This window comes from Streptomyces sp. NPDC104814, from assembly GCF_055583185.1.
On the sequence record NZ_JBVJOL010000015.1, the window covers coordinates 111,203 to 124,358 of the forward strand.

Consider the following 13,156-nt stretch of genomic DNA (forward strand, 5'->3'; position numbering starts at 1 on the left):
GTCCTTCGGCGTCTTGACCGTGCTCAACCAATCATGTATCACTTCATTGTGAAGCACGTAAATAATTCCGAACCCCTCGCCCAGGACTCGGACGGCTTGCTCTACGACCCTCAAGTGCGCGCGGCCATGGTGGAGTTCACTGTGGGTGGCGACACCCTGCGCCTGGAGGCGGCAGCCGCGGCGCGCGCCGCGCACAGGTCCGTGGAGCGGCTTCGGGCCCATGGAGCGGAAGGCCGTGGTCTCAGCGCGGGAGCCAGTGATGTACTGATCCGGCTGCGCACACTAGGCGAAGCCGGTTCGAATCTCGGCGACCTCGCCCGTTCCGCGGGCATGACGCCCCGTAATGCCACCGGCCTGGTCGACACACTCGAACGCGAAGGACTCGTCCGACGCGATCCCGACCCCGGTGATCGCCGGTCCATCCTCGTGCGCATCACCCCGGCCGGCCTGACATGGCTGGACGAGTTCCGAACACCGACACAGCGGGCGATGGCAGCACTGTTCCACGGATTCACCGACACCGAACTCCACCAACTCCGCCACCTGTGCCTCCGGCTTGTTCAGAACCAGCAGCGCATCGCCACCCACCTCGCTGCCACCGAAGGGACCAACCCCTGATGACGACGGCCACGACACGCACCACCGTCAGCGCCTACCACCAAGCCCGGTTCCAGGGCGACATCCCGGCCGCTGCCCGAACCCTCAGCGAACCCTTCCACTTCCAAAGCCCCCTGCTGACCTCCGACAGTACGCACGAGCACCTCACCGGCCTGGACGCGTTCCTGGGAATCGTCACCGCCGTCGATCTGGTCAGCGAACTGTACGGCGAGACCGAAGCGACCTTGATCTACGACGTTCACACTTCCGTCCCGGCCATCGGCACTCAACGCACGGCAGAAAACTTCCACCTCACCAACGGCCGGATCGACACCATCCGCCTGATCTTCGACGCCACCCCCTGGCACGCGATCATGCAGGCAGCCAACCCGTCCTGACAGCGTGGTCGACATCCGTGAGCCAACCCCAGCGCAGGACTCACCCCACCGAGCAGATCGCCTCGGTCGCCTGCAATCTTTGGCCAACCGTCTTCGGTGCTCCGATGTGACCTGTGGCCAACATCCTGCAGGGCGCGATCGTCGCGTCGCACGTGAACCGGCTGGTCGTCCACGCCGGCAACATCCCCTCGGAGCTCCGTGACCACTGCACGGGCAAGCAGATCCTCGCCGAGGCGTACTCGCCGAGCGCACACGGAGGAGGCGGTGACCGCGTATCTGGCGCCGCCTTCATTGAGGGGCCCGCAAAAAGGGGTAACGGGATCAGGCCTGTAGCTCTCCGAGGCGGCGGAGGTCGTCACGGACCGATTCCCTCTCCTGGTCGGTGAGCTGGATGGCAATGGCTCGGCTGCGCGCGGCCCTCGCGGTGTCCTCGTCATCGAGTCGCCCGGCGACGTCCGCACGCAGCACCAGCAGTCGAAGCAACTGCACGGGCGTGGGCTGCTGGTCTTCCAAGCGGAGAGCCCGATCGATGATCTTCGCGGCACCTTCGGGGTCGTCCTTGGAGTCCGCGAACAAAGAGGCGTGATGGAGGGCTCGGGCAAACGGTTCCGCGGGTGCAGGCCGGTGGCGCTGGTCCTGGCTGGTCGGCTGCCCGATGCGCAGGCAGTTGCCACCCGGATCGGTCACAAGGAACTGCCGCGTACCGAAGGACGTGTCCCTGAGCGGCCCGATGCGCGGCAGCCCACGGGTGGGGACCTTTCCGTACGCTGCCTTGAGCCGGGCACGGAAGGCCTCGTGCAGCCCGTCGACATCATCGGTGCGGACAAGGCAGGTGCTGTATGACTCGGCCGGCTCGTACCCCTTCAACGCGAAGAAGTGAAGCTGAATGCCGCCGAGCTCCACGACCGCGTACGGGTTGGGACTCTTCTGCTGGAAGGTAACCGCGAACCCGAGGACGGTGTAGAAGTCGACAACTTGCTGGATGGTCCGGCACGGCAGGATCGGGATGGTCGTCTCCCTCATACGGGCAGTGTAGTCAAACTTGAATAGTCGCGGAGGGTTTCGACCATCCCTCTCGCCTGGTCGTGCGTCACGGCAACTTCATGCCCGCGATCTTGCCAACTGCCTCTGACAACGGGACCGCAGCCATCTCCCAGGGTGCCGCAGGCGGCAGGCGGAGATCACCGCGTCAGTCACCCCGTAGTTCACAGACGCCGGTTCCCGTCCCCGCACGACAGTTGCACCGGCAGTGGCTGGAAGGTGCAGGCCGCCTCATACCCCAGCCCCTGACCGGGCTCCTATCCGCATACCTCCGGGCCGCCGCGCCACTCGGTGTAGTCGGAGTGCATGACGTCGGGGTCCTCGAAGGGGCTGTCACCAGAACGCCCCCTGGCTGCCGCGAAGGTTTCCTTCCTGGTCTGTTCCGTGTCGCCGGCGGGTGCCCGGGGCTTGTCGCCGGGGAGGAGGTGGTGGCGGCCGTGGTTGCTGATGCGCAGGCGGATGTACTGGCCGTTGCTGCCCGCGAGTTCGGCCTCACGGGCGGCCCGCGCCGCCCCGCCACTGCTGAGCACCAGACCTGTGTGACCGCTGAACAACCGCGAGGCGGATCGCCCATACGGCTGCGGCGAGTGCGAACCCGTAGACGGTGACGAGTCCGTGGCCGTTGTGCTGGGTGAGCCACATGGTCAGGCCCAGTACGGGGACGCCGACGGCGAGGGCGAGTTGTTTGGGCAGGCGGGTGCGGGTGATGAGGGCGAGGGCGAGGGTGGCGCCGAGGAAGTAGGTGGCGCCGGAGCTGCCGGCGAAGTTGCGGGGGTCGGTGCTGGGGCCGTCGCCGATGCCGAGCAGGTCGTCGATGCGGCCGGGCAGGAGGATGCCGGCGAGGAAGAAGGCGAGGGTGAGCGGGCCGCCCCAGTACCACTGGGCGAGCGCGGCGACCGCTGCGAGGGTGACGAGGTTCCACAGGCCGCCGAAGAAGCCGCCGTTCTGCATGAACACCGAGGTGAGTTCGCGCCACCAGCCGGTTTTGGCGGGGTCGGCGTCCAGTGTGTCCATGGCGCCGGACCAGAGCAGCTGGAGCAGGATTCCGGCGGCGGCGAGCGCGGTCAGGGTGATCGCCGCCCAGGGCAGCGGCCGTCCCCGCAGGGTGTCGCGGCCGGTCACGCCGAGCCCGCAGTTGACCATCATGACCATCAGTGCGGCCGTGGTCACGTTGAACAGGATCGCCCCCATGCCAGCCCCTTCCCCCGTATTCGAGTCTTTTCCAACGCCGTTCGAAAACTCGGCGGCGCCAAGCTAGCACAGTTTTCGAACAGTGTTGGAAAAGTTGTACGGTGGAGCCATGAAGCTCACCAAGGAGCGCATCGTCGAAGCGGGCATGGCCGTCTTCGCCAGGGTCGGCTACCAGAATCTGTCCATGCGCCAGGTCGCCGATCACCTGGACGTCCACGCGGGCAGCCTCTACTACCACGTGCGCGGCAAGGACGAGTTGCTCGCCTTGATGGCCGACCGGGTGTGCCGCAGCGCGTACGACGCCGGCACCGACGCCCTGGCCGCCCTTCCCGCCGCCGCCACCTGGCAGGACCGCGTCCAGACCCAGGCCGGCGCGCTGCGCCGGACCATCAGGGAACACCCCGGCGGCGCCCAGCTCCTCGCCGAGAGCCCCGGCACGCTCAGCGCGGGCGCCCTCTCCCTGATGGAACGCCTGCTGCGCACCCTGATCGAGGGCGGCCTTCCGGCCGGCGACTGCGCCATCGCCGCGGACACCCTGCTCAGCCATGTCACCGGTTTCGTCCTCCAGGAGCAGAACCAGCCGACCGCCCCGCCGGCCGTGACCGCCGAGGGCTACGCCGACCTGCGCGAGCGGTTCCCGCTGGTCATGGGCGACTTGATGCCCCGGCTGAGCCAGGACGAGAAGTTCGTGCGAAGCATCCGCCTGCTCTGCTCCGGTTTCGCGGCACTGAGCCAGGGACTGCCGGCCGCTGCCGTGGACACACGGGCGGAGCCGGACTTTTCGGCAGCCGACGGTTGAGCGAAGACGCGCCGCCCGTGGTGACGGTGGGGCCGGGGTCTGCCTGCGGGGGGTTGCGCCGTCTCACGGCGCCGACGACATCGACTTCCCAAGGCTCAGGGGTATGTGGAAGCGGGCGTTTTGGCGCGGGTCATCGCTGCCAGGCGTCGGCCACCGTGGGGGCCAGCGCGCTGGCCTGGGCATGGCCCGCGCGGGCGGCAGCCGCCCGGCGTGTGTCGTCCGTCAAGTTGCGGCCCATCACGCGGCGTGCGGCGCGGTCGGGAGACAGCAGGATGACACGCGTGCCGTCGTCGGACAGTTCCGCGGCCTGCCGCCAGGCGCTCGGATGCGGCCCGACCGCCCGGGGGACCGGCACGATGGCCAGCACTCGGCCACACCCGCGGGCGAGCTGCAGGTTGGCGGTCGAACGGCTGCCGCCGTCCATCCAGCGCCGGCCCGCCACGGTGACCGGCGGCCACACGACGGGCACGGCGCAGCTCGCCGAGACCGCTTCGAGGAGTGTCACGCCGGAGCGTGAGTCGAACACCTCGACTTGTCCGGTCCGCGCGTCGACCGCGGTGATCCGCAGGTCCCGCTCGGGCCAGTCGCGTACGTCGCCCAGGAGCGCGCCGACCGTGTCGAAGACGACCGACTCCGGCCCGGTCCGGGCCCGCAGCGCCGCCCGGGCGAGGCGTTCGACGGAGCGCTGGGGATCGCGGGAGCCGAGGGCCGCCCCGAGGAAGCGCGCCGTCTGGCGCACGGTGACCGGCAGACGGACCGCGTCCGCTCCGGAAAGCTGGCGCTCGTAGAGATCCGCGGCCGGGACACCGGACCGCAGCCGGGACCCGAAGACGGCACCGGCGGAAGTGCCGATCACGACGTCGGCGCCGCCGAGATCGCCCCCGGCTTCGGCGAGTCCGGCGAGGACTCCGGTCATCCAGGCGCCGCCCACCGGTCCGCCGCCGCCGAGCACGAGTGCACTGCCGGACACGCTTCCCCCTCTCCGTGAGCGACCGCGGACGGCCCACCCACGGTCGAGCAAAGCGGGGAGCGGTCCCCGTTTACGCGGTCGACGATAACATCCGTACCGGGGAACGCTCCCCGATACGAGGCGAGAAGAGGGAGACTTCGATGGGCGACCGTTCGCCGGCGGGGCGCCGCGATGCGCTGCGCAACCGGAAACAGCTGACGGACACGGCCCGCGAAATCTTCGCCGAACAAGGCCTCAACGCCCCGCTCGACGTCATCGCCCGCCGGGCGGGCGTGGGCAACGCCACCCTCTACCGCCACTTCCCGACCCGCGCCGCGCTCGTCGACGCAGTCTTCCAGGACGCACTCACCGAGACCGCGGAAGCAGGTGAACGGGCACGCACCGCCGAGGACGCATGGACGGCACTGACGCAGTACCTGCACACCGTGTTCGCGGGCCTGGCCGCGGACCGCGGCACCAACGACCTCATGACCACGAACCTGGAAGGCGTCACCTCCCTACAGGCGATCCACGCCCACAACCGCGAAACCATCGACGAACTGCTCCGGCGCGGACAGGAACAAGGCACCATCCGTGCGGACCTCACCACCGAGGACCTGCTCTTCGCCCTGGCAGCACTGGGCAGAGCCGTCCCCGCACTCACCACACTCACCCCCGACGCCTGGCACCGCCCCCTCGCCCTGCTCCTCGACGGCCTCCGCCCCCACCCCGCCGCACCCCCTCTGCCCACGCCGGCCATCACCGCCGACCAGCTCGGCAAGGTGCTGCACAATCTCGGCCCACACCAGCGCCGTTGACAGGCCCCTGACTCACACGGCTGCCGTAGGAACAACAGCCTCACCATGGGCGGGGGAGCGGTACTGGGGGTAGATGCTGGAGGTGCCCGGTGGCCTGCACCACTGAAGGATGCAAAGGATGCAGACGTCGTGGCGCTGTCAGTGGCGGCGACCGGAAGGACCAGTCGATATGGCACGTACGCGTGCGGAGGCGAGCACCAGACACCCCCGGCACCAGCGCAGAGGTGAAGTTCGGCTGCCTGCGGTCGTCGCGACGCTCGCCGCGATCGCCCTGTACCTGTTCCTTCCGCAACGGCTGCTGATCGCTCCGCGCTATGTGCTGCCCGCCCTGGAGTGCCTGCTGCTCGTTCCGCTGATCGCGATCAACCCCAAGCGTCTGACCCGGCAGACGAAGACGTTCCGGGTGCTGTCCCTCACGCTCGTGGCGCTCATCGCCGTCAGCAATCTGGCAGCGCTGGTCATCCTGATCCACGAACTGCTGTACGCCGGGGTGAAGGACGGCCGCTCCCTGCTCGTGGCGGCGCTGCAGGTGTGGCTCACCAACATCATCGTCTTCGGCCTGGCCTACTGGGAACTGGACCGCGGCGGCCCGGTCACCCGCACCCAAGCCCCCCGCTCGGCCCTGCCCCTGGCGGACTTCCGTTTCTCGCAGGACGAGAACGACGACGCCATCCAGGAAGTGGCCGACGGCGCCAGCGGCACATCGGACTGGGTCCCCACCCTCGCGGACTACCTCTACGTCTCCCTCACGAACTCCACGGCGTTCAGCCCGACCGACACGATGCCGCTGTCCACCCGCGCAAAGCTCCTGATGAGCATCCAGAGCGTCTCCGCCCTGTTCACCTCGCTCCTCGTGATCGCCCGAGCCGTCAGCATCCTGCACTGACCTGGTCCGCAACAACCCCGACCAGACCATGACCATCGGCCCCTGCAACCTGCAGTTCCTCTACCAGGGCAAGCCCCCGACGGCGAGCGGCCCTTACGAGCGACTGCCGTGGCGGCCGGGTCTCCTCACCCTGCAGCGCTGACCCGCAAGCACACGCTGAGTAACCCCAGCCGTGCGTCGCCTGGGGTTCCTCTCTTCCGCGCAGGGCGGGGAAACCCTTGCCTACTCGAGCGCTGCGCCGCCCGAGTTGTGGTAGGCGATGGTCTTGTCGATCAGGTTCTTGCCGTCGGTCTCGACCGAAGTCTGTTCCTGCTGCCCTGGCCCGAACAGCAGGCCGGCGACATGCGCGTTCGCCACCTGGCCCATGTGCGCGAAGAACCAGTCCACCTTGTCGTCCCGGTAATGGTTGACGGTGTTGTTCTGCGCCATGTTGCCCACGGGGATCTGCCACGGGACCACCGGCTTGCCCACGGACTCGGCCATCGTCTTGTAGAACCTCAGCGAGTCAGCGGCCTTCCGGTCGCTCCAGAAGGTGTCACGGCCGCCGTGGGCCGGCTGTGCATACCAGCCTGCGTCGCGGTCCGACACGTCGGTGACCAAGGAAGTCGGCGTTTCGTGCCCCGAGGCTCGCGTAGTCCTTGACGCAACTTTGGGTGTTGGTCTGCCAGTCCCAGCAGGTGAGGTGGAGCCCCACGGCGGTGTGCGGCGCGTACTTGTGCGCCATCGAGATCAGGCAGCGGGAGAGTCCGGCGGCGCTGTTCTCCTGGGAACCGCAATCCGTCGGGGACATCTGGTTCGACCGGCCACGACACGCTCTTCAGCAAGGTCCGCGCTCGATGCAGGTGACAGTGACGTTGGACGACGGCACGAGGAGGCACTTCCATCTCAGCAGGCGATACCGGCAGGCCGCTGACAGCTTGCTCGCTGAGCTAAGTCCCCGGTAGAGGGCAGTTGCTGGCGGCCTCAGCGGCCAGCCCGGGCCACGTTTCTCAGGCGCTCGACCCCGCATTGGGCTTGTTGTCTCCCATCGCGGGCGTCCTGCCGATGTAACAGGCGCGACCCGGCACCAGGAAGCCCCGGACGTCTTCGTCCGGGGCTTTCTGCTGGATAAGCTACCCCGGCACCGCCCGGCGCGGACGGCGCTCCCGTGGTGCCGCTGCCCGGGCTTCCGCACGAACCGTGGCGGCCTTCGGCGCCCGAACGGCCATTTCGCGGAGAGCGGGAATCACCTGACCGGTGGCAGCAGAGATGAGTGGGTGTCCGCGCGCCGGGCGGACACCCACTCTTGTCCTGCGGGTCCCTTGAGTTGAGGGCTGGGGGTCAGTGCTTGAAGACGTCCTTGGCCTTCTCCTTGGCCTGGCGGGCGTCGCCGGTGCTCTTGTCGGCCTGTCCTTCGGCGGCCATGCGGTCGTTGCCGAGGGCGTTGCCCGCGGCCTCCTTGGCCTTGCCCTTGGCCTGCTCGGTCTTCGCCTTGGCCTTCTCGCCGGCACTCATGAAAGACAGCCTCCTCGAAGTCTGTGCTCGTTGTTGCGGTGACCGCTCTCGTGCCCCGGCTTTCCTGCCACAAACAAGGGCGTCAGCGGGGAGTGCGCACAGCAATGCAGGGAACACGGCGGTCAGGAGGTCGATATCAATGGTTCCCCTTTTGCTCGTTCTGCTTCTGGCGCTCATCCTTTTCGGTGCAGGCTTCGCCCTGAAGATCCTGTGGTGGGTGGCGCTGGTCGTCCTGGTGGTGTGGCTGCTCGGCTTCGTGATGCGGTCCACCAACGCAGGCGGCGGCCGCGGCCGCTGGTACCGATGGTGACCTGACACCGCACACCCATCCCCCCAGGCAGGGCCCGGCCGAGACATCGGCCGGGCCCTGCCCGCTTGTCCGGCGGATTGCCGGGCGGCCGCGTCACGCGAAGGGGTCCGAAAGGGAATCCGGGGTAGGTGTGGTGCAGTCGGGGGCGGGGCGGACATGCGCGCCAGGAACCCGCGCAACCTCCACGTCGCAATCCCGCCCCCGGCCTCACCCGCACGGCGACCGAGACGCCACTGCGGAGGACGGCGATCTGCCGCCCGCCGTCCTCCAGGACGACGCCGGCGACGCCTCTGCCCGGCCCCGGTCCCGCACGCCAGATCCGACCTGGCCGGCCGGTGCCCCATCCGGAAACCGCCGGCCGGACCGGGAACTGCCAGATCGGCGTCTTCGCCGCCCACGCCACCACCCGCGGCAGGGCCCTCTCGACCGCGAGCTCTACCTCCCGAAGTCCTGGACCGAGGACCGGGAACGCTGCCGCACCGCAAGGGTCCCCGACGAGCCGGAGTTCGCCACCAAGGGCGAACCGGTCCGGCACATGGTGTTGCGGGCCCTTGCGTCGCCGCTGCCCATTACCTGGGTCACCGCGGAGTCCGCCTACGGTCAGGACAACCGCTTCCCACGGCTGCTGGAGCAGTCGGGCATCGGCTACGCACTGGCCGTCCCCAAGACCCACCGCATGCCCGGACTCGTGCCCAGTGCCTGGCGCGGCGCCGGCGAGAAACGCGCCTGATGCTGCTCGGCAACGAACCATGCGCCATCTTCCGATCCGCTCAGCGCTCGGATCGGAGGCCGTGTTCCCCCGCGCTCCGTCACTTCTGCACGTGCTCGGCGAGGTTGTCGAGGAATGCGTCGTGGATGCGGCGGAGCCCGTCGAGTCCGTCCGTGTCCTGCCAGGTGGTGCTGACGACGACCCTGGCCCGCCCCTCGCCCGCCGGGGTGACGGTCCAGGTGGTCACCATCGAGGAGTTGCGGTCCTTCTCCACCAACTGGCCGTGAGATGGCTCGTCGACGTCCAGTAGGCAGTCCCGGACGCTGGCGGCACGGAGCTTCCAGTGCACCAGCGTGCCCTTGCCGTCGCCGCCCTCGCGAACCTCGTAGTCGCTGAAGTGCTCGGGCAGCAGTTTCCGGCGGGTGCCTGAGTAGTCCGCGAGCGCGTCGAAGACGTCCTCCGGATCCGCCGTGATGATCAGTTCCGTGGTGGCCTGGCTCATGTGTGCTGCCCTCCGGGGTGCTCGTTTGCTGGTGGCGGGGTGGGCAGCCAACCACATAGCGTGTCCGAATTGGGGTTGACAACGCCCACCAGGAGCACCATCGGCTTACGCATATCCCTTACTTTACGTAGTAGGCCGTTCCTGGAATCTGCCCCATGCGCGCGCTCACGGCCCACGGCCACTATTCGGAGGCTGCCATGATGGCGTTGATGAGGTCCCCACCGGACTCACGCAACGCTTTGACGGCTTTGCTCCTGCTGCAATTGACTTGCGCCATGATCAGATCGATGTCTTTGGGGTCGATGCCCGTCTCATCGACCGGACCGTCGTCCTCGGCCCCACCGATGCTTTCGTGATCGCTCATAGCTTCTGACTCCTCTTCCGTCAGGTGAGGCCGGCTGACTGCACACTGATCTGAAGTTACGGCGCCCCGGCAGCTGCGTGATCATTTCCGCAGTCGGTACATCCGCACGAGTGACGATCTCGCGTGCAAAGGGAGGCCGGGGGAGGGCCCCGTCCCCTGCGACGGGGAGACGGCGGGTGGACGGCGAGGTGAGCCGAAAGAAGTGCAACCGATCAGATGATCCGAAGGCTACTGCTCAACTTCCTTGGCGCTGCTGACTCTCTCGAAGTCTCTTCACATGCCTGGCGTATTGCCCAGCATGAGACCTCTGGGCGCGATCAATCGAAAGCACCTGGGGATCTGCAGCGTGCTCGTACAGCTCAACCTCGAAAGGGTCTGCGTCCACCTCGACAAGCCGGGCCAGGGCATCCCGATCCTGCTCAGCTGTCGGACGCGCTCGGACCTCGTCCCTCCACACCTGACCGCTCGCCTCGGCTTCGTCCATTTCGCCAATGGATGTGCGGGCAACAGGGTCGAGTCCGCCCGAACCATGATCCGGAAGGAGCGCCCTAGGCGGAGGCCGCCGGGTGCGCGTCGATGGTCGACGCGACACGGCATCTGCCGAGCACGCAGGCCAATGCTGCCATGTTGTGTGTGGGGCAGCGGTTGGCGTATCGCGATGGCGCTGCGGTCATGTCATGTCGACGTCTGACGGACGTTCCGGGGCTGGGTCCTCAGGCGAAGTATTCGGCGAACTCCCTTTCGAGGGCGGCCTTGGGCCTGGCGCCAGCGATGGTCTTGACGAGCTCTCCGCCCTTGTAGACGTTCACGGTCGGGATCGAGATGACGTTGTACGCAGCGGCGGTCTCCTGGTTCGCGTCGACGTCCAGCTTCACCACCGCGACCTCGGTGTGATCGGTCGCAGGTAACAGGCGTAAGGCGTCTCCATGCACGCGATGATGACGGTAGGTGGCCGCCGCCCGGTGTGCCACTACGTCACCCGACCGGCTTCCTTTGGTGGATATCGCCCTTGGAGAGCCTCGCGGGCATAGGCTGGTGAGGGGGCTGAGCGAAATTGCTGAAGTCCCCCCGGAAACAAGGCCGATGCCCACGTCTGGCGGGAGTCGGAGCTGCCGGCCGCGGCGGCCGGGACGACGGTGATCGCGGACGGCGCCTACCTGGGTACCGGCCTGATCGTCCCGCACCGCAGACGAGCCGGACGACCCCTCCTGCGCGGCCGGGAGGAAGATAACGCCGAACACCGCCGGGTCCGAGCCCGCGTCGAGCACACCTTCGCACGCATGAAGAACTGGAAGATCCTCCGCGACTGCCGCCAGAAAGGCGACGGCCTCCACCACGCCGTCCAGGCCGTCGCCACCATGCACAACCTCGCCATGACAGGGTGAATCAGCAGGGTCAGCCATCACCCAGACACGTCGCCACCAGGCCTTCTGCAACACCCTTTAGGGCACCGCGCGTCGAGCGCACCTGCAGAGGCAAAAGCGCCACGCTCCCCGCCCGGCGATGAGCGGAGCGGCGCAACCGGCACCCTGAAGGTGACCGCCTTGTCACCAGTGGCCCCTGCTCTCTCCCCACCCCCGTGGAGACCAGGGGCCACCCGCGACAGGACAGGCAGATGACGGCTCAACTGCGCTGTGACGACGCCCCTTGGCACCGGCCCCGGGACCTCCGCTCAGGGCATCAGCACGGCGCAGGCCGACCTCCCAGCCCGCGGGGCAGCCCCTGCTCCGGACCGGCAGATCGTCCCTGGCACGCCCCGCGGAGTCGTTCCCTGTGGGATGCTGCCGGGCACGGTTTCGTCCGGAGAGAGGGCCGGTCGGTGGGCGGTGTGGATCTCGTCGAGTTCATCAAGGCGGCTGCTCAGAAGCGGCGGAAGAAGGGGTGGCGTGTGTTCTCCGCCAGCATGCCCTTGAGCGGAGCCGTATGGGCCGGGTACGCGAATCATGAGCCGGGGGACATCGAGGATGATCTTTCCGCGGTGATCCAAGTCCTCGAAGACGAGGGCTGGACGTTGGAGCAGGTTTCCCCGTTCGCCGTTGAGGCCAGCGGCTCAAGCCCGATCTTCAGGGCCCTGATCGTGTTCCGGCGCGCGGATTGAGTGCTCAGCCGGCGTAGGTGGTGTGCCGGCCGATGGCCTGCCGGGCGGCGGACGGAATGGATACCCTGCTGCGCGCCTACCCCACCGTCGCCGAGGCGCAGCACGACATGGCAGCAGGCGGCGAAGCCTGACACCCGAAAGACAGCCTCAGCGCCCCCTCTGACCGCCCCTGAGGCGCAGCCATACCCCCGACACAGCAGCCGCTTTCACGCGCGCGGGGCGCAGCACAGCCCCATTTTTCGGGGTGGGCGGGGCGGGGTGCGGCACCGACCGCCAATCCCAGGGCTCCGCCCTGGGGAGCCAGCGCTCCGCACTGGCGGTGACCGCCACTCTGTGGCACTCCCCAGGCCCTTGGCGCTCCGCGCAGGGGGATGACATCGTCAGGAGCCCTGGCTGACGAAGGCGACACGCTGCCGTGAGGCGCGGCCTTCCTGGCGGCCGCGACGTGCGAATCGTGTCCCTGACCGGACTCGAGGAGGCCTACGGCGCGGTACTCGCGATCGTCCTGCACCCCTCGGGCCGCTACCCCGACACCGCCATGTCCGGCGTGGTGGGCGATCCCATTCCGGCGACCGCCGTCGCTGTCAACCTATAGCAGCTGCGCAGTACGCGCTTCGAGGGCGCGACCTGCCGCGGCCAGGTCCCCGCCGAGACCATGGCCCGCGTGGACCAGGCGCTGCGCGCCGTCCTCGACCTGTAGTCGCAGACCGGTTTTGGCCGGGCGGCGAGGGCCGGCAGACCTGGACGACGTATTCGACTGCCCGTCATGCTGTGCGGATGTTGCGAGGTGGATGGCGACCGTGGCGGAAGCGCCGGCCCGTGCAGGATCAGGGGGTGGCCGCGCGGATGAACGAGTTCTACCACTCGCAGGGGCGTCGACAACGCTGTGAGCCCCAGAAGCTGCGAAGGCCGGGGCTCATTCGCGTCCGCAGAGGTTGGGATGTTCACGCGTGCCCTGCCTGATGCTCCCTGCGTGCAGGGGGTTACGACTGCCGTCCGG

Annotated in this window: 17 protein-coding genes and 3 pseudogenes; 11 read left to right on the top strand and 9 right to left on the bottom strand. The window is 68.3% G+C overall.

Annotated elements, in window-relative coordinates:
- Nucleotides 1-33 precede the first annotated feature (33 nt).
- Nucleotides 34-618 (top strand): MarR family winged helix-turn-helix transcriptional regulator, encoded by a 585-nt coding sequence (locus ACZ64A_RS34495; protein ID WP_469815881.1) that lies wholly within the window; start codon nt 34-36, stop codon nt 616-618.
- Nucleotides 618-995, top strand: a complete 378-nt coding sequence (locus ACZ64A_RS34500) for a hypothetical protein (protein ID WP_469815882.1) — start codon at nt 618-620, stop codon at nt 993-995. Before ACZ64A_RS34495 ends, ACZ64A_RS34500 begins: the two co-directional genes overlap by 1 nt.
- Nucleotides 996-1,316: 321 nt before the next feature.
- Here ACZ64A_RS34500 and ACZ64A_RS34505 read toward each other — a convergent pair whose 3' ends face one another.
- From ACZ64A_RS34505 to ACZ64A_RS34515, 3 genes are all read right to left on the bottom strand, one after another.
- Nucleotides 1,317-2,018, bottom strand: coding sequence for a bleomycin resistance protein (locus ACZ64A_RS34505; protein ID WP_469815883.1), 702 nt, complete (start codon nt 2,016-2,018; stop codon nt 1,317-1,319).
- A 275-nt stretch (nt 2,019-2,293) separates the two neighbouring features.
- Nucleotides 2,294-2,566 carry a hypothetical protein gene (locus ACZ64A_RS34510; protein WP_469815884.1) on the bottom strand — a complete coding sequence of 91 codons (273 nt, stop codon included), beginning with the start codon at nt 2,564-2,566 and terminating at the stop codon, nt 2,294-2,296.
- On the bottom strand, nt 2,529-3,227 hold the full coding sequence (locus ACZ64A_RS34515) for a hypothetical protein (RefSeq protein WP_469815885.1): 699 nt from the start codon (nt 3,225-3,227) through the stop codon (nt 2,529-2,531). Before ACZ64A_RS34515 ends, ACZ64A_RS34510 begins: the two co-directional genes overlap by 38 nt.
- Before the next feature lie 109 nt (nt 3,228-3,336).
- Here ACZ64A_RS34515 and ACZ64A_RS34520 point away from each other — a divergent pair, with 109 nt between their 5' ends.
- A complete protein-coding gene (locus ACZ64A_RS34520) occupies nt 3,337-4,026 on the top strand; it encodes a TetR/AcrR family transcriptional regulator (RefSeq protein WP_469815886.1) in 690 nt (229 codons plus the stop codon).
- 130 nt (nt 4,027-4,156) lie between these two features.
- Here the strand turns inward: ACZ64A_RS34520 and ACZ64A_RS34525 are convergent, their stop codons facing one another.
- Nucleotides 4,157-4,996, bottom strand: coding sequence for a patatin-like phospholipase family protein (locus ACZ64A_RS34525; protein WP_469815887.1), 840 nt, complete (start codon nt 4,994-4,996; stop codon nt 4,157-4,159).
- A 140-nt stretch (nt 4,997-5,136) separates the two neighbouring features.
- Here ACZ64A_RS34525 and ACZ64A_RS34530 point away from each other — a divergent pair, with 140 nt between their 5' ends.
- The 3 genes and pseudogenes from ACZ64A_RS34530 to ACZ64A_RS34540 all read left to right on the top strand — a co-directional run.
- The gene (locus ACZ64A_RS34530) at nt 5,137-5,793 is read left to right on the top strand and encodes a TetR/AcrR family transcriptional regulator (RefSeq protein ID WP_469815888.1); all 657 of its coding nucleotides are present in this window, start codon (nt 5,137-5,139) and stop codon (nt 5,791-5,793) included.
- 169 nt (nt 5,794-5,962) lie between these two features.
- Nucleotides 5,963-6,679 (top strand): hypothetical protein, encoded by a 717-nt coding sequence (locus ACZ64A_RS34535; protein WP_469815889.1) that lies wholly within the window; start codon nt 5,963-5,965, stop codon nt 6,677-6,679.
- A pseudogene (locus ACZ64A_RS34540) lies at nt 6,678-6,821 on the top strand (non-reducing end alpha-L-arabinofuranosidase family hydrolase); the annotation flags it as partial. The gene ACZ64A_RS34535 and the pseudogene ACZ64A_RS34540, both read left to right, overlap by 2 nt.
- A gap of 80 nt (nt 6,822-6,901) precedes the next feature.
- On the opposite strand, the gene ACZ64A_RS34545 reads toward ACZ64A_RS34540, so the two are convergent.
- Entirely contained in the window at nt 6,902-7,279 is a 378-nt protein-coding gene (locus tag ACZ64A_RS34545; protein ID WP_469815890.1) for a hypothetical protein, read from the bottom strand.
- Between the two features lie 720 nt (nt 7,280-7,999).
- Nucleotides 8,000-8,173, bottom strand: coding sequence for a CsbD family protein (locus ACZ64A_RS34550; protein WP_469815891.1), 174 nt, complete (start codon nt 8,171-8,173; stop codon nt 8,000-8,002).
- 139 nt (nt 8,174-8,312) lie between these two features.
- Here ACZ64A_RS34550 and ACZ64A_RS34555 point away from each other — a divergent pair, with 139 nt between their 5' ends.
- A complete protein-coding gene (locus ACZ64A_RS34555) occupies nt 8,313-8,483 on the top strand; it encodes a hydrophobic protein (protein WP_469815892.1) in 171 nt (56 codons plus the stop codon).
- 350 nt (nt 8,484-8,833) lie between these two features.
- A pseudogene (locus ACZ64A_RS34560) lies at nt 8,834-9,168 on the top strand (transposase); the annotation flags it as partial.
- 124 nt (nt 9,169-9,292) lie between these two features.
- Here the strand turns inward: ACZ64A_RS34560 and ACZ64A_RS34565 are convergent.
- The 3 genes from ACZ64A_RS34565 to ACZ64A_RS34575 form a co-directional block, all read right to left on the bottom strand.
- Nucleotides 9,293-9,694 (bottom strand): SRPBCC family protein, encoded by a 402-nt coding sequence (locus ACZ64A_RS34565; protein WP_469815893.1) that lies wholly within the window; start codon nt 9,692-9,694, stop codon nt 9,293-9,295.
- A 181-nt stretch (nt 9,695-9,875) separates the two neighbouring features.
- The gene (locus ACZ64A_RS34570; protein ID WP_469815894.1) at nt 9,876-10,058 is read right to left on the bottom strand and encodes a ubiquitin-like domain-containing protein; all 183 of its coding nucleotides are present in this window, start codon (nt 10,056-10,058) and stop codon (nt 9,876-9,878) included.
- Nucleotides 10,059-10,771: 713 nt separating this feature from the next.
- Nucleotides 10,772-11,242, bottom strand: a complete 471-nt coding sequence (locus ACZ64A_RS34575) for a thioredoxin domain-containing protein (RefSeq protein WP_469815923.1) — start codon at nt 11,240-11,242, stop codon at nt 10,772-10,774.
- On the opposite strand from ACZ64A_RS34575, the pseudogene ACZ64A_RS34580 reads away from it, so the two are divergent.
- The 3 genes and pseudogenes from ACZ64A_RS34580 to ACZ64A_RS34590 all read left to right on the top strand — a co-directional run.
- A pseudogene (locus tag ACZ64A_RS34580) lies at nt 11,126-11,443 on the top strand (transposase family protein); the annotation flags it as partial. The gene ACZ64A_RS34575 and the pseudogene ACZ64A_RS34580 overlap by 117 nt on opposite strands.
- A 443-nt stretch (nt 11,444-11,886) precedes the next feature.
- Nucleotides 11,887-12,156 carry a hypothetical protein gene (locus tag ACZ64A_RS34585; protein ID WP_469815895.1) on the top strand — a complete coding sequence of 90 codons (270 nt, stop codon included), beginning with the start codon at nt 11,887-11,889 and terminating at the stop codon, nt 12,154-12,156.
- Nucleotides 12,157-12,610: 454 nt separating this feature from the next.
- The gene (locus ACZ64A_RS34590; protein ID WP_469815896.1) at nt 12,611-12,751 is read left to right on the top strand and encodes a hypothetical protein; all 141 of its coding nucleotides are present in this window, start codon (nt 12,611-12,613) and stop codon (nt 12,749-12,751) included.
- The last annotated feature ends 405 nt before the right edge of the window (nt 12,752-13,156 follow it).

Excerpts from the sequence above, each read along its gene's own strand:
- ACZ64A_RS34495 (WP_469815881.1), top strand. The coding sequence starts at position 34 with ATGTATCACTTCATTGTGAAGCACGTAAATAATTCCGAACCCCTCGCC.
- ACZ64A_RS34500 (WP_469815882.1), top strand. The coding sequence starts at position 618 with ATGACGACGGCCACGACACGCACCACCGTCAGCGCCTACCACCAAGCC.
- ACZ64A_RS34505 (WP_469815883.1), bottom strand. The coding sequence starts at position 2,018 with ATGAGGGAGACGACCATCCCGATCCTGCCGTGCCGGACCATCCAGCAA.
- ACZ64A_RS34515 (WP_469815885.1), bottom strand. The coding sequence starts at position 3,227 with ATGGGGGCGATCCTGTTCAACGTGACCACGGCCGCACTGATGGTCATG.
- ACZ64A_RS34520 (WP_469815886.1), top strand. The coding sequence starts at position 3,337 with ATGAAGCTCACCAAGGAGCGCATCGTCGAAGCGGGCATGGCCGTCTTC.
- ACZ64A_RS34530 (WP_469815888.1), top strand. The coding sequence starts at position 5,137 with ATGGGCGACCGTTCGCCGGCGGGGCGCCGCGATGCGCTGCGCAACCGG.
- ACZ64A_RS34535 (WP_469815889.1), top strand. The coding sequence starts at position 5,963 with ATGGCACGTACGCGTGCGGAGGCGAGCACCAGACACCCCCGGCACCAG.
- ACZ64A_RS34550 (WP_469815891.1), bottom strand. The coding sequence starts at position 8,173 with ATGAGTGCCGGCGAGAAGGCCAAGGCGAAGACCGAGCAGGCCAAGGGC.
- ACZ64A_RS34555 (WP_469815892.1), top strand. The coding sequence starts at position 8,313 with ATGGTTCCCCTTTTGCTCGTTCTGCTTCTGGCGCTCATCCTTTTCGGT.
- ACZ64A_RS34565 (WP_469815893.1), bottom strand. The coding sequence starts at position 9,694 with ATGAGCCAGGCCACCACGGAACTGATCATCACGGCGGATCCGGAGGAC.
- ACZ64A_RS34570 (WP_469815894.1), bottom strand. The coding sequence starts at position 10,058 with ATGAGCGATCACGAAAGCATCGGTGGGGCCGAGGACGACGGTCCGGTC.